The sequence below is a fragment of the Candidatus Arsenophonus nilaparvatae genome, assembly GCF_045346035.1.
Taxonomy (GTDB): Bacteria; Pseudomonadota; Gammaproteobacteria; order Enterobacterales; family Enterobacteriaceae; genus Arsenophonus; species Arsenophonus nilaparvatae.
Genome location: NZ_CP158507.1, coordinates 292,003 through 311,300, shown reverse-complemented (window position 1 = coordinate 311,300; position 19,298 = coordinate 292,003). Strand labels below are relative to the sequence as shown.

Sequence of the window (19,298 nt, the reverse complement as noted above, 5' to 3'; positions counted from 1 at the left end):
ACTTTATTTATCACAGGGATGATAATGAAAAAATTAGTTTTAGCTTTAATTGCAATGGGAATAATGAGTGGCTGTGCAACGATAGTGGGTGAAAAAACTCAGCGTATACAGATTAATAGCAATCCGTCTGGCGCTGAATTTTCCGTCAAAGATGAAAAGGGATCGATCATTGCTCAAGGAAAAACACCTCAGGGAATTACATTAGAAAAATCTGAGGGTGGTTATTTTGGTAAAAAAAGTTATGAAATTACTTTGACAAAGGAAGGATTAAAACCGGTTACCTTACCGTTAAAAGCGAGTGCTAATGGATGGTATGTTGCTGGTAATTTTTTCTTTGGTGGATTAATAGGTTGGTTAATTGTTGACCCATTTAATGGTGGTATGTATACACTTCGTCCAGAAAAAATTGATGCTACTTTATCTCAAATATAATTTTAGCTAGTATGTATGAAATAATTATCGTTATTTTCATTAATAATTAAGCTCCGTAGGGGCTTATTTTACTTTTACAGAATTATTTTAATTAATCGTATTAACGAACGGCATAAAGTGTTTTTTAAACTATTGTTGTTTATTTATTACAAACGCTATTTCTCTGCTATTAAGATTTATTGGTTTGTCGCATTAATCATTATTACATTTTTTATTTCTAACTAGCCGAGAAGTCTATTTATTGTTGAGCAAAATTAATTTCTATTAATGCGACAAAACCAGTTAATTTTTAAGCCAACTTTTGATAACGAGCAAAAAAAGCGTGGGCGTCTTTAGCATTAGCGTTCGATAAATTATCATCGATAATTTTGTCGGCATAATAAGCGGTAAAACGTCCACAATCTTTACTATTAAGCAGGGCTTGATGTCCAAGATGTTCGCTAGTGACGGCAAAATCTTTGTCTAAACCTAGCTCCTTTTCTACCAATAATTGCTTGGTTAAATGTGCTGCACCAATATAAAAAGTATCAAGCAGTGGGCCTTTTGAATCATGGATTTTAGCCGATTGAATTTTACCTGCATGCATATCGACTTCTAGTAAGACAAAATGGCCTCGAGTACTACCGCAGAATTTATTGCTTTGGGCGATCGGTACTAAGACTTTGACTTGCTCGTGGGGATAGGCTTTTTTAATTTCATTCAGCGTCTGTGCAGCAGTACGGCCACCGGATAATAGATCCTGCATTGGATTAGGGTTAGTTAAATCATGGCAAGCAGAAGAGACAATATAAGTTATACCGTCCGTTTGCTTGCTGCGGTAGCCAACTTGATTTGTTCCGCCGAATTCAAAATGGGCTTTTGTTTGCCAGCCATTTGTTGGTTTGAAGATCTCATCTAAGGCAGAATTTAGCTTTGAGCAACTTAATTTCTCACCGAAAGTGCCAGTTAAATAATTGAAAAAATTACGCATCCAGGAACAAAATCCGGACTTTTCTGGCGAGGGTGGCTTGCTAAACTCAGCTGATAAACTGTGACCAGCCGTAGAGGTATCACCCCAATGACCCGTTGGATGGGGATTTGGGGGACTGTTTGAAATATATGGCATAATTTTAAATCCTTAATTAGCAACAGAATTATTATTTCATTTTAACGCTATTTCAAAACATCAGTGACTTGCCTGTTGGCTGAGATAAGTTTGAGTTTCTACAATAATTTTTCCAATAAAATTTATTTATTACTATCAGGATTAAACCTTATTATTGTGAATTTCTTTTATCATTTGTCGCTTCCGCCACTGTTGCATTTAGATTGCTGAATACTAAAAATGATTGGCTATTTTGTTATTGAGAACATATGTAAATTTTGGCTTTAATATTAAAAATAATACCTAGCAAATAATTTAGAGTAAATAATTAAATTACTTTTCTTGTAAAAAAGGTTGATTAAAGAAAATGAAAAATAAAACAGCATTAAATACTATTTGCATTTGGTTATTTCAATAAATTGAAAGAAATAAATATTTTTTTAAAATTTTTTGCAATGCTATTTGTTATTGAATAAAGATCGTCTAGTGATAATTTTTGATAAAGCATAATTTAAATAGCAAACAAGTACTTTATTAACAGCAAATATATGGGTTATTGATAACGCTATTACAGCCTACTAAATGATGGCAGAATTTTATGTTAAGGTTTGGAGGATTAGCGATTATTGGTGGAGTATTAATCAATAGCTCTAAGGTAATCAAGCTAGCGGATCAATCGAAAGAAACATCAGTTGATAACTTAAATGAAACAATTGAAAGGTTTAATAAATATAACTAATTAATATTGGTAGTGTCCCTGATCGCAAAGACCAGTATCGCTGATTTCAATTCGATAAAGTTGAAAGCGATTGCCTATTGAGGAAAGCCTATTATCAAGACAAGCAGGCGAGCGGGACAGTAAATTTTTTTACTGTGGTTTTATTTTATACCTGCAAAGACACTGTTTATCAGTTGAATTAATAATAATAAACTGTATTTTTATGTTTGATTCATTTTTAATATGGTTATTTAATGCATTGATATATAATTATTTTATCAAGATTAATGAGATAAAAACAGGTCATTAATGCGTTTTGATATTATTAGTTCGTCCGCAAGCCCCTACACTTGTTGTAAGCAGAGATCTTTATGAATGGCCGTAAGGCTGTTGATATCTGAACCTAAACAAAGGAATCTATCCATGCTTAATAATAATATTACAGTACACCACGGCACCCCAACGATCACGGTGCTTGACAACCGTAATCTAACTGTACGTGCTATCGCCTACCATTGTCATCCGGATACACCGGCAGTGACCGAGGAACGCATCACTCATTATCAATATGATGCTCGTGGTTTCTTGATTCAAAGCGCCGATCCGCGTCTGTACAAAGCTGGTTTGGTGAATTTTACCTACTGGACTGATGTGACTGGCAATGCCTTGCGTACGCAAGGCGTGGACGATGGTACCACCGTCTCCCTGAACGATGTCGCCGGCAGACCCTTTATGACTCTCAGTAACCTTCGTATCACTGACGATAAGGTGGAGGATCAGAGTCAGACTGTCATCCGTACTTTTGACTATGAGAAAAGTGATCTACCAGGCCGTTTGCTGAGTGTAACGGAGCAGGTAAATGATGAAGTAGTCCGAATTACCGAGCGTTTTATGTATGGAGGTGATACACAAACGGAAAAAGAGCTGAACCTCGCTGGGCAGTGTGTCAGTCACTACGACACGGCCGGCTTGGTGCAGACTGATAGCGTTGCCTTGACTGGCGTAGCACTCTCTGTCACTCGTCAGCTGCTAAAAAATGCCTGCAACCCGGATATTTTTGCTGACTGGCAGGGAGAAGATGCATCTGCTTGGAACGCTCTGTTGAACGCAGAAACCTACACCACTCTGACCACTGCGAATGCTGTTGGTGCGCTGCTAACTACCATTGATGCAGCTGGTAATCAGCAACGTATGACATATGACGTGGCTGGTTTGCTTGCCGGTCGCTGGCTGACGGTGAAAGGAGGAACGGAGCAGGTTATTATGAAATCTCTGACGTATTCCGCTGCTGGGCAGAAGCTGCAAGAAGTGCATGGTAACGACGTCGTGACTACCTATAGTTATGAACCGGAGACTCAGCGTCTTATAGGGATAAAAACCGAACGCCCAACCGGTCACATTGTGGGCGCTAAAGTGCTACAAGATTTACGTTACCAATATGATCCGGTGGGTAATGTACTGAGCATCAGTAATGATGCTGAAAAAACCCGTTTCTGGCGCAACCAGAAAGTGGTTCCTGAAAGCAGGTATAGCTATGACAGCTTGTACCAGTTGGTCAACGCTACTGGCCGTGAAATGGCCAATTTTGGTCAACAGGGTGGTCATTTATTTTCTGTCCCCGTGCCCTTTCCCACAGATAGTTCAGCATATACTAACTACATCCGCATCTATGGTTACGATAGTGCCGGTAACCTGATACAGATACGCCATAGCGCACCAACCAGCAATAACAATTACACGACAGATATCACGGTCAGTGACCGTAGCAATCGAGGAGTATTAAGTTCACTAACCAATAATCCGTCAGAGGTTGATGCGCTGTTCACGGTGAATGGTCAGCAAAAACAGTTACAGCCAGGTCAGAGCCTAGAATGGACGCTACGCGATGAATTACTTAAGGTGACACCGATTCACCGTACCGGAACGGCAGACGATAATGAAGGCTACCGCTATGACGCTAACAGCCAGCGCCTCATTAAAATTAGCAGACAAAAAACTGCGAATACCATGCAAACACAACAGGTGCTATATTTACCGGGTCTAGAGTTACGCATTAAGGTCGCTAATAACAGTGAAACCGAAAATTTACAAGTGATTACGATCGGTGAGGCTGGTAATGCTCAGGTGCAGGTACTGCATTGGGTGAGCGGAAAACCAGATGATATCGACAATGATCAATTACGTTATAGCTTTTGATTGGCAGCAGCTGTTTGGAGGTGGACGGCATCGGCAATATTATTAGCCAAGAAGAGTACTACCCATATGGCGGTACTGCACTATGGATAGCTCGTAGCCAAATGGAGGCGGACTACAAAACTATTCGTTACTCTGGCAAGGAACGGGATATCACCGGGTTGTACTACTACGGCTACCGCTACTATCAACCATGGGTAGGCCGCTGGCTAAGTGCGGATCCCGCCGGGGCGGTCGATGGGATGAACCTATTTAGAATGGTACGCAATAATCCTGTGACATTTAAAGATGTGGATGGTAGGGCTCCCAAAAAAGTGAATGATGCTTATGATAGAATGGTATCTTCTGGAGAAGCATGGCAAAGTTTAAAAAATAAAAAGGGTAAAGATGCGATATCAGCTTTGTCACAAAAAAACCTCTCTTTACTAAAAGAATCAATAATTCTGACCCCTCAGGAACAAAAATTTTTGGTAATGTTTCAACAACAACCTTTCTACCTTACCCACTTTACTTCTTCAGATTTAAGGCAGCCAGACGGAAGTTTACAGTTAAAGTCAAGAGTTCAGTTATCGAAAGATAGAGTGAAATTTAATCAATCAAATACGGTTCAATTAGATCTTGATAGTTTTGCTACAGATGACTTTGTATTCTTTGGTCTTGAAATTGGGGCAACGACTAAAAAAACCACAAGTCGTTTTGGTGATACGCTTTACAGGATCCCCTTGAGTGGTGTAGATAGTGATATAAAGAAATATGCTCACCTTGAAATGACAGATTTGGCTCAAAATGATCAGAGGCCAACAACAACTCCTCCTGAATGGCTTGACCAGAGCGATAAAGAAAAATTTTTTCATGGGGAAGTTGAAAGTCATAAAGCTACCGATTTGATTTTTTACGGAAAAGATATGATCAAAGGGGTAGGGTATCGTTTGATCCGTGATCTCAGGGAGTTTTCGCCGGCAACGTCGACTAAGGTTTATGCAATAGATAAAGCTGAAGATTTAAATAATCTGATGAATAAATTGTATCGTCCCCAAATTGTCATTCCCCACTCCGTGACATTTAAAGTAAGGGCATTTGAGGCTATTTTGCCGCAAAGAGGTCGCCAAAGTGGTGCATCAACGAGCACAACTCCCTTAAAAGTAACACACTATTATGTTTGAATAATTACCATCTCGGGGAAGAAAATCCTTCCCTGAGATAGTACAACAAGCTGCATTTATTCAACTAATTTGCTGCGAATAAAACACAATTGGTAGAGCAGAATAGTGAATGAATGTATTGTTTACATATTTAGCTATTTCCTGCAAAGCTTATCGGGTTAATTTTTCTAGTAACTAACAAGCTATCTGAGTGTGAGCAAGGGAGTATTAAACTTAGATAAGGATTTTTTTGATCCATAAATAGATGATTGCTAACAATGTCGTCAGTAGGGAAACTGTTAATACAATAATAAAGCCTATCACTTCGCCTTCAAAAGGGACTTTAACATTCATTCCCCAAAAACTAGAAAAAATCATCGGGATAGTTAATAGTATGGTAATGGTAGCCAGAAACTTAAGAAATTTATTTTGATTATTGGCTATCGTTGAAGCAACCGTATTCATCATATCGGTAATTATTCTTGAATAGGTTGCTACTATTTCAATTGTCTGTTTATTTTCAGTATAAACGTCATCTAATATTTCTTCATCAATTTCATCGAAATAAGAAGCTTTATAACAAGCATTGTCTTTTATTTTAATAATTCTCATTATAGCCAAATCATTCGAATGTAATGACATTGAAAAAAAGACCAGACTTCGTTGTATATCCATTATGCTGATAACATCTTCATTTTTGGTAGAGGTTAATAATTCAATTTCTAAACTTTCAAATTTATTAATGATTAATTTTGTGATGGCATTAAATTCACTAGCGATATTATACATCAATGCCAGCAATACATTTATACCAGTCATTTTTTTATAATCAATAGTCTCTAGGTATTTCAATGCATTCACTTTATCATATGAAATAATAGCAATATTTTTTTTAGTTAAAAAAATACAAATTGGGCTAATTGAGAATGAGTTATTACCGATTTTTATTGGCGAATTAAAGATAGTAAAAATGTAATTATCCCTTAAATCAATTCTCGCTCTATCTTTGTTAGCCAGTGCTTTATTGATATTTTGCGTCGAAATATTTGTTTTTTTTGCTATCGAGTCAATATCCTGAACGGTTGGATTTGCAATATGAATAATATAGCCATCATTATAATGTAATGTATTAGCATCTTTATTATCTAAATGATTATTCGTCATAAATAATTAATCACTTTCATATCTTAATATTTTATTATGTAATTATTACTCACAATATTGAATTTATCCATCTCGGTTTAGAAGGTGAGCGTACTCGGTATTATTTCCAGTGTTCTCTAGCTAAATGTTGTCAATTATCTTGGCAAAAAATCCAACGTCTGAAAAGGGCTCCACTATCTGTTATAAAAAATAATAGTAATATCAAAAAATAATTATATTCATACTATTACTATGCAGATTAATAAATTATTTCATCGGCACTTGGTAACAAAATCTCTCTGGTAAAGATAACCAATGACAAATTTATAAACCGATTAGTTATTTAAGTAGTTGCCGAATTTGTCCGTGATTTACTCTGTAAGCGATTAAAACAACGGTTTGCGGTAGCCAAAAATTCAGCACTGATTGAAATATATGTTTAACGGATAATATTTTGTTTCTCTAACGGAGCTCTTTTATTGTTACTAATCATTTTGACTTCCCGTAAATCTATGCTAACCCTTTAGTGGTTACAATAAAACAATTTAAATAAATTGCTCATTATTTTCATGATAAGGATAGAAAGATAAAATGAAATTTATGCTATCAATACTGGTTGTTTCCGTCCTGTTTTCCACCACCTCTTTTGCTGCAAAGGAGATCACAACTGAAGAATCTTCTGGCTATACAAAGATAGGTGAGCTGTCCTTTCAGCAGTCAGGTTTACCTATTGGAAATCATGCACAATTGTTGAAAGAAGTAGATAAGAAATGCCAACAAATCAGTGGGGTACAAGCAGATAATTGTTATTATCGCGTTATTGATAAAACAGGTAATCAAACAAACTATCAAAATATTGATCTTGAAATTTTCAAAAAATAAGCTTTAAACCCATTCTGCTCTAAAATTAGCCAAATCTAATTATAGAGTGGATAAACAGATTAAGTTATCAGCCTATCTGCTTTTTGAGGTGAGAAACTAGCTATGATAAAGAAAATCACATTTTTTCCTATTTTATTTATTACTCTATTGTTTTCTACTCAAATATCAGCAGAAGTGATTGTTGAAGTAGGTTCAGAACCTGCCTGCCCGTACGGTTATTACGATTACAAACCCTATTATTGTGCGCCTTATGGCTATTATGGTCCCGAATGGTTTGTCGATGGTGTATTTATTGGTGCCGGCCCCTGGTTCCACGGCTCTCGTCACTTTCGTGGTCATGTAGATAACCGTTTTGATCCCTATCATGGCTACCATGGTGCATTTCCTGAACGTGGTGATAAGCCTTTTAACCACTTCAGAGGAAATGAAATACGGTCGGGCCGTGGTTCCCACAACAGATGAATTTCTCAAAGGGATATAACAATGAATAAGCTGATTGTTTACGTTTTTGTATGTGTTCTGTTTGGTTGTGTAACAGATAATCGTGCGAAACGGTAGGAGGAGAATATGGAGTTTCTATAGCTAATAGTGAAAATATAAATTTAAGTGGAGAATTTCATGGGAATAGACATGCAGTTTCTCACGGAGGAGGTACAATTTCTACACTAATTCCTATAGTTACTTATAATTGTCATCATGCCGGAAAGTTCACTTCACTGATAGATAATGCTTGTGATTTTCATGGAAATACTGAATTTTCATCTTTTTCTGGATATATTACCGGTGTCAATATTGGTGGACATAATAATAAAGTAGAAAATAGCTATATTTGTAACCATCCTGTCAATATCTCACATCAGGTTGTTTATTTTGCAGAAATAACTTCAATAATGCATAGCCTGAAGGTTCTATAATAGAATCATTTGCAGCACTTAATGATGGCAGGGGAGTTATTGATATGGGTTGGAATAGTAACTCATTAACAATAAATACATACATAAACGGAATATTAAATTTATCAAACTTAAAAATAAAAACAACATCTAGTACTGGAGTCTTGTTTACTTTAAGAAACAGAAGATCTATTGCAAGACTTGCAATAGATATTACAAATTCTATATTAGAATCAGAAAAAAATTCAGATGCAGCAATTAATATTCAACAAATTTCTGGAAACAAAATATCTATCTTAAATAAGACAGGAATAAATTTATATGGTGGAGATAAAATTACAATTCCTGGAGTAGAAACTGTAATTGGATAATTTATTTTACTTAGTAGCAACTCCTAAAATAATATATTTCCAATTTTTTGGTGTTATTTTTAATATTAATTTATCAAGTTTACTTAACATTTTTCTTTGCTTTTCATTTCTACCAAAACATGAAGTAATCCCAAATGTTTTATATTTTACAGATGAGAATTGATTTAAAAATAACATCATTTCATTTATTGAAACATATCTCCAGTTATCCCCCCATTTTATAAATTTTTTTCTCATCAATTGATGAAATGGTGATGCAATAAGATTTTCTATAAACCAAAATTCACCACCTTTTCTTAACGTACGATATATTTCAGATATAGCAATTTTTTGGTTAGTAATATTATTATCATAACCAAGAGCTCCCAATATAGATTTTGACATAATGACATCTAGTTCATTTTCGTATGGAATTTTTAGTGCATTTACTTTTTTATATTGTATTAGGTGATTAACATTATATTTTTTATGCTTTCGTTTGGCATCATTAGTAGGGCCATCTTTATCTGAACATATAACATTAGCTCCATTCATTGCAGCCCACAATGATAAACCACCATTTCTACCACCTAACTCTAATACTGAGGAATTATTAATATCAATATGGCTATTTTTTGTCCAATAACTTAAGCACTCTTTCCAATTGTTGACATCCCATTCAATAACATCATCAATAAATTTATTATTCATTTTTAATACCGTAATTAAAAGATAAAAATTTATCTCAGATAATAACTAAAATAAAACCAAATTAAAAGATTGCTTTTTTAATGATGAGATCTTGATGTGATTAATACTAAAATTATTTTGGTATAGTATATTTATTCATGTAGCTCACATGGTATAAATACAATAATATCAACTAATTAAGGTTATTTTTTATGGATCAGCTCACAATCCTCTAAGAAATAATTTTAAATATTGCTAGCGATAAAAATATTCTATAACCCGCCGGTTATAAATCTATTTATATCAATTAGTTGAATGGATTTTATGGGGATTAACCCGCCTATCATAGATGTGCTTTTAAAACGTGAAATGAATAATAAGCAAAAGCCCCAATAATGGGGCTTATTCTCAGCGTTGACTAAGCTTGCAATCGCTATATGTCACGCTGGCTACAATGGTCGCACCTTAGAGTAGTCTTAATGCCTGTCATTAGTTATCAAATAACTAACGCAGGAGACACTAAAATATTATCAAATCCGGTTAGTATTCTCTATTGAAAAATAAAGATATTTTCTTATTTTATTGGTTATTTCCGGTTAGCTAATTTGTGAAATAAAAAATCATAGATAAAGTGTTTTATTAATTTGATGATATCAAATCATTAATAGAAAGATTGCACAGATCCATTACATCATACGAACGAGACCAATAACATAACCAATTTTCAAGTTCTTGAGATGAATAGTATTTTTGAGCTAACCCGCAAGCCATTTCAACTATTTCAGAACCTGGAGCCGTTAATTCATAACCATTGATCAGCAAAAATACATATCCTGACATCAAAGCAGTACGTTTATTTGCATTAGCAAATGGGTGATTTTGAATTAGGCTTTCTATCAAAGCAGCTGATAAAACAAACATATCATTAGTCTGCTCGTAGTACCTAACTAGAGAAGGCCTAGATTGGGATGATCCTAGAGAGTTTTTATTGATAATCTTAATAGGTTCATTGGGAGTTTGAGATTCTATTAGTCTTTTATTTATGTATATAATATCATCAACAGATAAGTATCTGATGCCATCAACTGTTTCACCAAAAGAAAATGGCATCATTTATACCTTTGAAAGTTCCTTCATATTCATTTCATATCTAACAAAGCCAAATTCAAAAGCTTTGGCAATTTGATCAGTATGAGAGCAGTCGGGAGCAATCACAGGTTTAGGATTGGCAATTCTGCTTTTGTCACGTTCAGGTATTGACAAGCGAAATGCTTTTTTCAATGCGTGACCCATAATTTAGCCTCTTAACAAAATGTAAACTATTTTTATGATAATCTCATATTGTAAATAATACAACTTCAACTTGTTTTATCTTTGATGACATAAAATAAAAAACCAGCTCTTCGGCTGGTTTAGTTTTCCCTGGTGTTGGGATATCTGCATGTAGTTGTAATGTATAAATAATAACTTGGCGTCAATGAGAATATTATCCACCATAAGTTAAATATTGTTAATTCCCTAAATTAGGGTATTGCAGCATTAGTTAATACATGGTATGTCATTAGAAAATAATGGAATATTTTTACTTGAAAAACAGATAGTAACGATGATTTTGACTCAACGTCATACTTTTTCCTGATGAGTAAAATAGTTTTCTTAATTGTGTCATGCGTCACATAACGCATATCAGCAATGTTTTTTTCTGGAACTCCTATGGCTAATAGAACCGCAATTTGAATTTGGTCTTTGGTTAATTCTGGGAATACTTCTTTATAGATTTCTAATTGTTGATCTGTGAGAGCTTTCATACTTTAGCTCCCGTTAAAACTTTACAGACGTGTATAACGGTAATAGACTTTTTCATAGCCTTGATCCTACTTTGTCTAGGGTTGAGGTTAGCTGGCTTTTAGGATTGCCGTCCTTTCAGTCAGCGACATTTCCACAAAAAAATACACTCACTATTCAACGTAACTTGTTGATTTATAGTGAGTGTAAATTCATGTTTTATCTTGTAAATGCGTATATAAAATAAACTATAAATAAATTAACTAATTGATATATAAATATTTTATTTATATTTATTTAACTACCTGTGTGGCAGTGAACAGTTTACAGCATCTTGTAAGCGAAAGAATAAACTTCTAAGCTGCCTATGCGGCAGTGAACGTCAGGCTGTCAAAACCACCTTTTGCTCTATAGGGTTTGGCGTGATGCCAATAAATAACATGGTGTAAGTTTTCTTTTTGATGATTATATAAACCGATGATTTGTGGTTCTAATACGTTAAAAATCAATAAAGAAATTTCGTTGTGTCTTGGATGTTTTTCAAAAGTAAATCTGACATCGATATGTTGGCCGTCGTCAGTAGGATCTTTTTGTTTACCTTTTTTAACCCATTGCTGAAAAAGAGGATCTAATTTGCCAATGTCATGTAAACAGCCAGCTAAATAAACAACCTTTGATAAGTTACTATATTCATTGTTATCAACCAGTTGTTTAAATAATTGCTGTGCAATATAACCGACGGCAAAAGAGTGTTCTGCTAGAGGTTGTAATTGTGTATTGGCATAATATTCATCTTTTTTTACTTTGTTGATTGCAATATCCATAAAAATCTCTTTTTGTGTGGTATTAACGGGTACTATTCCTTGCAGATTGAATTTATTACGATTGCCAATAATCCAAAGTAGTTCGCTGCGCTGTCTTGAGCGGATCCAATGACAGCTTACCGCTGTATTTTTGCTGGCGGTTTTGCGTAATAATTTTTTTACTGTAATCAAACCATCTTCAGTAATCACCGTTTGCCAGGTATTATTTCCAATTCGATCAGCAAAGGCATCTAATACCCGACGTGTACGAGTAAGCGCTTTTTTTTCGCATTGACTGATAAAAGTGACATACATTGGTTTATTTTCCTGAAAACGATGATAAAGAAACTCTTTTTACTTGTTTGAACATAAAGTCCATTGCTTTGTGTTCAGTCAATTTTTGTAACACTTGCTGACGAAATGCTTGCTCAGTCATTTTTTCTTTGGCACAAATAAATGAATAAGGTAAAACGATCGCATCTTTAATTAAGTCAGCGACGTCAAATACCAATGCGCCACGATGGGTTTTGCCATGCATAACTGCGAAACTATGGGGAATGCCTAATACCCATAAGCAACTTGCGGCTAAACCGTAAGCTAAGTAATTGCGGTGATTAAGGAAATTATTAGCTAAATCACCTCGTTCTTGGTTGCGTTCAAAACCATTTAATTGACATCGTGTTGCTGCAATTTTGTAAAATTGCTTAGTAGTAAGTGCTTCAGCTAGTAATAGTTCACCAACTTTGTTGAGGTGGGATACTTTTTTCTCAAAATTTGTTATGGCTTGTTCAATATCGGAATCATTGAGGTAGAAGTGATATTCTTTTAGGTGACGATCTTTAGACCAAGTAGCACGAATAAAATCAACTCGCGCCTGTTGAAATTGCTTCGCGGCAGCTAAACGTTTTTCTTTGTCAAACCAGAACTGCATCCAGCCTTGCAAATATTCCGTTGGTCGATACTCATTTTGTGGTGTTAGCCACTCGATTTCTGCACCCATAAATAAGGGGGTACCGCCGCCGCCGCAAAAACCTACCAGTACACCGGCGGTGGCTAACATGCGCATGGCGGCTTGGGTAATAGAGGTTCCTGTACCTAATAAAATTACTGTGGTATTTGCAATTGGAATATTGTAATAGCAGTTTTCATTTTTAGCTTCCGTTAGATATAAAACTCGGCCATCTTTTTGCATAACCCGGCAATGCTCAAGATAGTAGATATTAGCTCTTTTAGAATGTAATATGGTTTTTAAATCTGAAGGAGGTAATTGTTCCATTTTTTGTTTTAAAAACTCCATTTTAATGATTTTTATTTTTTATTGCTAAATTGCGATAGCGTATTAATTGATTGCGAAGTCGTATTTTATTGGTTGCTATTACGCGTTATATATTAATGAAAATTTATTTTACATTTCATGATATAGCACATAAAAATCAGTTTAATTTAGGTTAAGTCTGGTGTTGTTTGCGGTATAGGTTTAATGGAATTAGCTTTAATTTTAACTATTGAAGAGTAATAAGTTTATTAGTTAGTCGCGAGCAACTTTTTTATTGGCTAATAAGTTATGTAAATATAATTAATATAAGTTATAGAAATACAATATTAATTTAAAGAACTATACATTAATAAAATGCTGTTAATATTTTATGGTCTTTATTTATCAGAAAATTAAAAATTACTAATAATGATTGAATAGGTAAATAAATAGAGGTTAAACAGGAAATAAATTGAATTTGATTTTGTATTTATATTTGGTTGAAATACTAATGTATCTCAGATTGCAATACACAACATTTTTTTACAAAAAATGAAGTTTATTTATATTAAATATATTATTAAAAATTTAATTTCAGAAAAATATTTGCTAATGTCAGATTACCATAATATTTGATTATAAATTGTTAGAAATTAATTTTAGTTACATAACTATTCGATAAAACATACAGCGGAGCAGTAATGAAAAAATTTTTACCACAATTAGAAAATAAAATGCTGATGGCGTTTGTCGCCGCTGCTGAATCAGGTAATTTTTTGCAGGCTGGGATACTATTAAATAAGTCTAAAACAACAATTAGTCGTTGGATAAATGAACTCGAGGTTATATTAGGATATACGTTATTTGATAAACGCTCGAATGGTTCTGTGTTGGATATAAATAGTAATGGTAAAATTTTATTACCAAAGGTTAAAATGTTTTTGTTATCTTTGCAAAAACTAGAAAAGTTTTCTTTTGCTTTAAATAATCATAAAGATCCAGCGGTCATTAGATTAGCATTTAATCAGCTGATTCCAGAAGAAGCGATTGCTGATGTAATATTAAAATTAAAGAGCGAGTTTCCTGCTGTTGAAATATATATTGTGCATGCAGATTTATTTGATGTTGAATTTACCCTTAATAGTAATAAAGCAGATTTTGTTTTAGGCTTACAATGTGTTGAGATATATAACAACATTAATGCCCAAGTGGTTGGTGATATTCAAATGATGTTGGTCGCTGATCCAGCCCATCCGTTGACGAAAGAAGAACCGATAAATAGTTTATCTTTATCTTCAGAAACAGTCATTTATCCTTCATTACAAGGTAAAGTCGATGATGAGCGATATCATTTTTTGCCTTATTCAGAAATGATGTTAACTACTGATTATTATTCGTGTTTAAAATTGGCTGAAAAAGGATTAGGCATTACTTATATTCCTGATCATATGGCAATTAATTCTATTTTGGCAAAAAAATTAAAAGAGATAAAAATAGACAAAAATGAAATTAATAATATTCATTCATTAATGTTATATTACCGGGCAGATTATAGTTATTTTGCCATATCTGCGATTTTAAGCTCAGGATTAAAGGAGTGGTTTGGTTATCATTAAATGATGAGTACTGTTTGTTGTGAGGTTTTATCATAAAATAGATAACATAATTAAATAAAACATAAACAAACTATCAATGTGATATTTTTTCCCAATTTTTTACGCATATAATACGCGCTTATTCGAAAGTGTTATATCTCGTTAGGCGAGGCTCCTATACAAACACAAGTTGCTGATCTCACGACGTCGAGAGACGCCCAAGGTTAGGACAAGGCAGATCGGATTAAGGTTTGCCTCAAAGTAACTTCCTTTCATAGGATACGTTGTATAGTGCTAAAACTAAGACGATTGGGATAGTGTTCTATGCTCTTTCATCTGGTCGCCCCTATAGATGAGATTTATTATAGGGTAATCTATATGTTTTTATTTTTGACATTCATTGGGCAAAGTATTTTCTTAGCTAGATTTATTTATATCTCTCTTCTTTCTCCTATACCGATAAATTAACTGATTATTTTATTGCTTTCAAATGACATGCAGTGATTATCAATAATCACTAATTAGACAATGCCTATTTGAAATATTGGCATAGTGTTCTATTCATAAATTTTTTTTATCTGTATTGAGATAAGTATTATGTTTTCTTTTCGTAAAAATAAATCAGCCAGTTTAATTTTTTTCTGTTTTTATATTCCCGGGGCTATGGCAGTAGATATTTATGATAAGCAAGGTAGTCGAATCGCGGTTAATGGTGAGATTGAATCTAAACTAATGAGTTCTAAAGATCAGGATCACGATGGTAATGAGATTAAAGTAAAACTGGGTTTAGAATTAGAGAGTCAGTTTACCGATTCTGCTAGTGGTTTTGCCAAATTTGAGCATGAAACCGAACTACATGGCGGAGAAGGGGATAAAAGTAATGAGTCAAAGAATAATTTGGCGTTTGCCGGATTAAAATATGATACTCATCATATCGACTATGGTCGTAATTATGGTGTTATTTATGATGTTGATGGTGCGCAGGCCAATGAGTTACCAGATCAAGTTCCAGAAGAAGTAAAGGAGGCGCGTTACCACCGTTTTATGCAGGTTCAGCAGCAGATTTCTAAGCAGCGATTGCAAGAAAAAATTGGATCTAAGATCTGGATAATGATCGATGAGCTGGATGAGCAGGGAGCCGTCGGCCGTAGTATGGCAGATGCGCCTGAAATTGATGGTGTGGTTTATCTCAATGATGAATTTGATGTTAATCCTGGTGATATTTTTCAGGTGCTAGTTGAGCATGCTGATGAATATGATCTATGGGCGACCAGACATATCCATTAATTTAAATCAAGTCTATAAGGTATAATAGGTTTTTTCATATACCTATTAACAAGATTACCGCCTTTTTTTGAATTTTGTCCAATTCTAAATTCTTGTGTTAAAATTACTCTGTTCATTGTTTAGTTAATTATGCTAAGCAGTGAACATTTTTATTTTTGAGCCTGCATCTTGTATCGAAGATTATCTTATTGTATTTCTAAGGACAATAAATCATGATTATTCGTTTGTCTAAAGCGTTGGCTGTATGTGCGGTGGCGTTATATGCCTCTTTAGTGGTTATAGGCAATATTACCGATTATGACACCAATTTTGCCTTAATTCGTCATGTTCTTTTGATGGATACTATCTTTCCTGAGGCTACAATTAAGTACCGTGCAATTGAATCTCCAACTGCTCATAATGTTAGTTATATCATTCTGATTATTCTGCAAACATTAACGGCAATACTTTGCTGGATTGGTGGCATTAGATTATTGGCTAATTTGAAAAATACTGCGGCTAATTTTAATAGAAAGAAAAAAATTGCAATTGCTGGCTTAACATTGGGCTTTTTGACCTGGCAAGTTGTCTATATGTCATTAGGCCGGGAGTGGTTTGGCATGTGGATGTCTGAATGGAATAGCGGGGCAGAAGCGTTTCAAGTTTATACTACTATTTTGTTGGTGCTTATTTATCTTGTTCATCGCGATAGAGACCGTAATCGCGAGCGTGATGAGATGAAATAACCAGCTTTTAATATGCCGTGAGTTGCAGGTCATATTATTGGCAAAGTTCATTAGCATTTATAAGTTTATAAATGCTAATGAACCGCTAGGTTATCGTTAGTTAAAATAGATGTTATTTTATTTTTTGAACTGAATAATATCGGCTGTTACGGCTATTTTACGCTAATATTAAATTAAATATTTTTATAATAATTTATTAAATATATCAATAGTATCATCCAATGAGATATATAATAAAATATAGTTTTATTTAAAAATTCTTTTTCAACGATATTAAATAATAGGTACTTAAATGAAATATTATTTATTGCCTAGCACGATAGAATTTAGTCAAAGTTTTAGCATCAAACTATCTTTATTAAAAAATTAAAATAATTTTCTATTTATTATCATAAATTGTCGCCATTTTAAAAATAATTAAATATTGAGTTAAATAAGTATACAGAAATTATAACCGCACTTTTGCTAACTGAATTTATTTAAAATTTTTATGATATAAAAATATTAATAAGTTGATGCTGACATTTCAATTACTTAATTAATTTTTATTAAAATCACAATAAGTATATTCCTAAAGTAATGTTTTCATGGTATCCAAATTATATTTACGATAGATTTAGGCGAGAATGTTAAAGTATGTGTAAAATTATGTATTTTTTTGGTTGCAATTTGATTATTTTTAGGTAATATATTGCTTATGGTAATGATTACTAATCAATATGATAACGATCTTGTTTTAAAATGGAATAATTAATTTGGTGACCAATTTATTAAAGATAATTTTATTACTTCAGATTGGGAGTTATTACTTTACCTATATTTTATACCAGCCTAGCTAGGTATTATTTTTTGCATATCATAAATTACAACTCCAGTTTTTAATTTTATTATAAATTAATGTTTTTCGAGTATACAGCTGCGTCATTTAAATATTTCACTATAATTTTGAAATATATCATTTGTTTTTATTAGGAATAGATAAATGAAAAATACTCTTACCAGCTATTTTATTGGTATATCACTAATTTTATTCAGTAAAATTGCTTTTTCTGCGACTGATGGAACCGTGACGTTTAGTGGGGCAATTATTGACACGCCTTGTGACGTAACTTTATCTCCTGGATCATCCAATTCTTCTTTAGCTATCGATATGGGTGTTTATATGAAAGATAAGGTACCGAGTACTTCAGGTCAAAAAGTTAACGGTAGTGAGAGGCCATTAGCATTTAGGTTAAAAAATTGTCCTCATTATGATGGTCATAGTATCGTGCCTAAAATAACATTTAAAGCGAATAAGGATGACCATAATCCCAAGTTGATAAAGTTAGATGGTTCCGGCGCGGAAGGAGTGGGTATTGGTCTTTATGATGATTCAGGTAATTTATTAGATATCCGTGATATATATCAACACAATATAGCAACACCTAAGGGAGGAGTGTTATTTATTATTCCTTTTAAAGTGGCATATGTATCTAATGGTGAGACAGCTAAACCTGGTAAAGCAAATGCTTCAATAAGTTTTGAGATTGCTTATAAATAAAAATTGATAATTAAATTTATAGATACTTTTTCTGGTCATAGAAAGGATTCTTTATATTTATGACTAATATTCGAGTAATAATAATGAAAAACAGAAAGATAAAGCTTTCTACGCTTTATATACTATTATTTTTTGTATTTAAAACTTATGCAAATGTAACAATTAGTGGAACACGAGTTATTTATGATGGAAATAAAAGGGAAGCTTCAATTCTGATAACTAATCATGATGAGAATAGGCCTTATTTAATTCAGTCTTTTATTAGTATTAATAGCGATGGGAAAAAAGCGCCATTTATTGTTACGCCACCCTTATTTCGTTTAGACGCAGGCAGAGAAAATATTTTGCGAATTATACGAACGGGTGGTGACTTGCCCTTGGATAGAGAATCCGTTTTTTACCTCAATGTTAAAGCGATCCCTTCTGCGCAGGATAATCTGCAAAATGTTTTATTTATTACGGTAAAAACCCGAATAAAATTATTTTATCGGCCAAAGGAAATTCAAGGTGATGCGGATGAGAGTTATAAATTATTAGTTTTTCGTCGTCTTGGTAAACAATTAGCAGTTAAAAATTCCAGTAATTATTATGTGACTATTAATCAACTTAAAATTGGTAGTCAAATAGTTAATTTAAAAGATCAGGACATGATTGCTCCACAAGGAGTCGCTTATTTTAATATATTGGCTAACTCATCAGATTTAATTAGTTGGAATAGCATCAATAGTTATGGTGGTATTAGTACAGAGATGAAAAAAAATCTACCTTAGATGAAATGGAA

At 33.6% G+C, this 19,298-nt stretch carries 18 protein-coding genes, 2 pseudogenes and 1 riboswitch; of the genes and pseudogenes, 12 read left to right on the top strand and 8 right to left on the bottom strand.

What is annotated here, in order from left to right:
• Positions 1 to 24: 24 nt before the first annotated feature.
• The gene (locus WH390_RS01475) at positions 25 to 432 is read left to right on the top strand and encodes a hypothetical protein (RefSeq protein ID WP_032115457.1); all 408 of its coding nucleotides are present in this window, start codon (positions 25 to 27) and stop codon (positions 430 to 432) included.
• A gap of 289 nt (positions 433 to 721) precedes the next feature.
• On the opposite strand, the gene WH390_RS01470 is transcribed toward WH390_RS01475, so the two are convergent.
• Positions 722 to 1,537 (bottom strand): hypothetical protein, encoded by an 816-nt coding sequence (locus tag WH390_RS01470; protein ID WP_187290950.1) that lies wholly within the window; start codon positions 1,535 to 1,537, stop codon positions 722 to 724.
• A gap of 577 nt (positions 1,538 to 2,114) precedes the next feature.
• Here WH390_RS01470 and WH390_RS01465 point away from each other — a divergent pair.
• Together WH390_RS01465 and WH390_RS01460 are read left to right on the top strand one after the other, a co-directional pair.
• Complete coding sequence (locus WH390_RS01465; RefSeq protein WP_187290949.1) at positions 2,115 to 2,255, top strand: hypothetical protein; 141 nt, start codon at positions 2,115 to 2,117, stop codon at positions 2,253 to 2,255.
• 402 nt (positions 2,256 to 2,657) lie between these two features.
• Positions 2,658 to 5,590, top strand: a pseudogene (locus tag WH390_RS01460) (RHS repeat protein).
• 213 nt (positions 5,591 to 5,803) lie between these two features.
• On the opposite strand, the gene WH390_RS01455 reads toward WH390_RS01460, so the two are convergent.
• Positions 5,804 to 6,733, bottom strand: coding sequence for a magnesium transporter CorA family protein (locus WH390_RS01455; protein WP_032115456.1), 930 nt, complete (start codon positions 6,731 to 6,733; stop codon positions 5,804 to 5,806).
• Positions 6,734 to 7,303: 570 nt separating this feature from the next.
• Between WH390_RS01455 and WH390_RS01450 the strand changes: the two genes are divergently transcribed.
• From WH390_RS01450 to WH390_RS01435, 4 genes and pseudogenes are all read left to right on the top strand, one after another.
• The gene (locus WH390_RS01450) at positions 7,304 to 7,594 is read left to right on the top strand and encodes a hypothetical protein (protein WP_032115455.1); all 291 of its coding nucleotides are present in this window, start codon (positions 7,304 to 7,306) and stop codon (positions 7,592 to 7,594) included.
• A 102-nt stretch (positions 7,595 to 7,696) separates the two neighbouring features.
• Positions 7,697 to 8,056 (top strand): hypothetical protein, encoded by a 360-nt coding sequence (locus WH390_RS01445; RefSeq protein WP_052044888.1) that lies wholly within the window; start codon positions 7,697 to 7,699, stop codon positions 8,054 to 8,056.
• 101 nt (positions 8,057 to 8,157) lie between these two features.
• Positions 8,158 to 8,508, top strand: a pseudogene (locus tag WH390_RS01440) (hypothetical protein); the annotation flags it as partial.
• Positions 8,509 to 8,552: 44 nt separating this feature from the next.
• Positions 8,553 to 8,858 (top strand): hypothetical protein, encoded by a 306-nt coding sequence (locus WH390_RS01435; protein WP_032115454.1) that lies wholly within the window; start codon positions 8,553 to 8,555, stop codon positions 8,856 to 8,858.
• Positions 8,859 to 8,864: 6 nt separating this feature from the next.
• Here the strand turns inward: WH390_RS01435 and WH390_RS01430 are convergent, their stop codons facing one another.
• The 6 genes from WH390_RS01430 to cas1f all read right to left on the bottom strand — a co-directional run bounded on the left by WH390_RS01430 (position 8,865) and on the right by cas1f (position 13,391).
• Positions 8,865 to 9,548, bottom strand: coding sequence for a class I SAM-dependent methyltransferase (locus WH390_RS01430; protein ID WP_032115453.1), 684 nt, complete (start codon positions 9,546 to 9,548; stop codon positions 8,865 to 8,867).
• 618 nt (positions 9,549 to 10,166) lie between these two features.
• Positions 10,167 to 10,637 carry a type II toxin-antitoxin system death-on-curing family toxin gene (locus tag WH390_RS01425; protein ID WP_032115452.1) on the bottom strand — a complete coding sequence of 157 codons (471 nt, stop codon included), beginning with the start codon at positions 10,635 to 10,637 and terminating at the stop codon, positions 10,167 to 10,169.
• A 3-nt stretch (positions 10,638 to 10,640) separates the two neighbouring features.
• Positions 10,641 to 10,820 (bottom strand): hypothetical protein, encoded by a 180-nt coding sequence (locus WH390_RS01420; protein WP_032115451.1) that lies wholly within the window; start codon positions 10,818 to 10,820, stop codon positions 10,641 to 10,643.
• 230 nt (positions 10,821 to 11,050) lie between these two features.
• Complete coding sequence (locus WH390_RS01415; protein ID WP_032115450.1) at positions 11,051 to 11,335, bottom strand: hypothetical protein; 285 nt, start codon at positions 11,333 to 11,335, stop codon at positions 11,051 to 11,053.
• 342 nt (positions 11,336 to 11,677) lie between these two features.
• Positions 11,678 to 12,430 (bottom strand): CRISPR-associated endonuclease Cas3'', encoded by a 753-nt coding sequence (locus WH390_RS01410; RefSeq protein ID WP_032115449.1) that lies wholly within the window; start codon positions 12,428 to 12,430, stop codon positions 11,678 to 11,680.
• Between the two features lie 4 nt (positions 12,431 to 12,434).
• Complete coding sequence (gene cas1f / locus WH390_RS01405; protein ID WP_032115556.1) at positions 12,435 to 13,391, bottom strand: type I-F CRISPR-associated endonuclease Cas1f; 957 nt, start codon at positions 13,389 to 13,391, stop codon at positions 12,435 to 12,437.
• Between the two features lie 680 nt (positions 13,392 to 14,071).
• Between cas1f and WH390_RS01400 the strand changes: the two genes are divergently transcribed.
• From WH390_RS01400 to WH390_RS01380, 5 genes are all read left to right on the top strand, one after another.
• Positions 14,072 to 14,986 (top strand): LysR family transcriptional regulator, encoded by a 915-nt coding sequence (locus WH390_RS01400; protein ID WP_032115448.1) that lies wholly within the window; start codon positions 14,072 to 14,074, stop codon positions 14,984 to 14,986.
• 130 nt (positions 14,987 to 15,116) lie between these two features.
• Positions 15,117 to 15,286, top strand: a riboswitch (M-box (ykoK) riboswitch).
• 276 nt (positions 15,287 to 15,562) lie between these two features.
• Positions 15,563 to 16,252 (top strand): porin, encoded by a 690-nt coding sequence (locus tag WH390_RS01395; protein ID WP_032115447.1) that lies wholly within the window; start codon positions 15,563 to 15,565, stop codon positions 16,250 to 16,252.
• Positions 16,253 to 16,464: 212 nt separating this feature from the next.
• Positions 16,465 to 16,977 (top strand): DUF2165 family protein, encoded by a 513-nt coding sequence (locus tag WH390_RS01390; protein WP_032115446.1) that lies wholly within the window; start codon positions 16,465 to 16,467, stop codon positions 16,975 to 16,977.
• A gap of 982 nt (positions 16,978 to 17,959) precedes the next feature.
• Entirely contained in the window at positions 17,960 to 18,517 is a 558-nt protein-coding gene (locus WH390_RS01385) for a fimbrial protein (RefSeq protein ID WP_032115445.1), read from the top strand.
• Positions 18,518 to 18,576: 59 nt separating this feature from the next.
• Positions 18,577 to 19,287 carry a molecular chaperone gene (locus tag WH390_RS01380; RefSeq protein ID WP_148305560.1) on the top strand — a complete coding sequence of 237 codons (711 nt, stop codon included), beginning with the start codon at positions 18,577 to 18,579 and terminating at the stop codon, positions 19,285 to 19,287.
• Positions 19,288 to 19,298: the final 11 nt, after the last annotated feature.

Bases quoted from the DNA above. Each gene is read 5' to 3' on its own strand.
- WH390_RS01400 (WP_032115448.1), top strand. From the start codon at position 14,072: ATGAAAAAATTTTTACCACAATTAGAAAATAAAATGCTGATGGCGTTT.
- WH390_RS01455 (WP_032115456.1), bottom strand. From the start codon at position 6,733: ATGACGAATAATCATTTAGATAATAAAGATGCTAATACATTACATTAT.
- WH390_RS01435 (WP_032115454.1), top strand. From the start codon at position 8,553: ATGGGTTGGAATAGTAACTCATTAACAATAAATACATACATAAACGGA.
- WH390_RS01395 (WP_032115447.1), top strand. From the start codon at position 15,563: ATGTTTTCTTTTCGTAAAAATAAATCAGCCAGTTTAATTTTTTTCTGT.
- WH390_RS01470 (WP_187290950.1), bottom strand. From the start codon at position 1,537: ATGCCATATATTTCAAACAGTCCCCCAAATCCCCATCCAACGGGTCAT.
- WH390_RS01380 (WP_148305560.1), top strand. From the start codon at position 18,577: ATGACTAATATTCGAGTAATAATAATGAAAAACAGAAAGATAAAGCTT.
- WH390_RS01445 (WP_052044888.1), top strand. From the start codon at position 7,697: ATGATAAAGAAAATCACATTTTTTCCTATTTTATTTATTACTCTATTG.
- WH390_RS01475 (WP_032115457.1), top strand. From the start codon at position 25: ATGAAAAAATTAGTTTTAGCTTTAATTGCAATGGGAATAATGAGTGGC.
- WH390_RS01390 (WP_032115446.1), top strand. From the start codon at position 16,465: ATGATTATTCGTTTGTCTAAAGCGTTGGCTGTATGTGCGGTGGCGTTA.
- WH390_RS01450 (WP_032115455.1), top strand. From the start codon at position 7,304: ATGAAATTTATGCTATCAATACTGGTTGTTTCCGTCCTGTTTTCCACC.
- WH390_RS01410 (WP_032115449.1), bottom strand. From the start codon at position 12,430: ATGTATGTCACTTTTATCAGTCAATGCGAAAAAAAAGCGCTTACTCGT.
- WH390_RS01415 (WP_032115450.1), bottom strand. From the start codon at position 11,335: ATGAAAGCTCTCACAGATCAACAATTAGAAATCTATAAAGAAGTATTC.
- WH390_RS01420 (WP_032115451.1), bottom strand. From the start codon at position 10,820: ATGGGTCACGCATTGAAAAAAGCATTTCGCTTGTCAATACCTGAACGT.
- WH390_RS01430 (WP_032115453.1), bottom strand. From the start codon at position 9,548: ATGAATAATAAATTTATTGATGATGTTATTGAATGGGATGTCAACAAT.
- cas1f (WP_032115556.1), bottom strand. From the start codon at position 13,391: ATGGAACAATTACCTCCTTCAGATTTAAAAACCATATTACATTCTAAA.
- WH390_RS01425 (WP_032115452.1), bottom strand. From the start codon at position 10,637: ATGCCATTTTCTTTTGGTGAAACAGTTGATGGCATCAGATACTTATCT.
- WH390_RS01465 (WP_187290949.1), top strand. From the start codon at position 2,115: ATGTTAAGGTTTGGAGGATTAGCGATTATTGGTGGAGTATTAATCAAT.
- WH390_RS01385 (WP_032115445.1), top strand. From the start codon at position 17,960: ATGAAAAATACTCTTACCAGCTATTTTATTGGTATATCACTAATTTTA.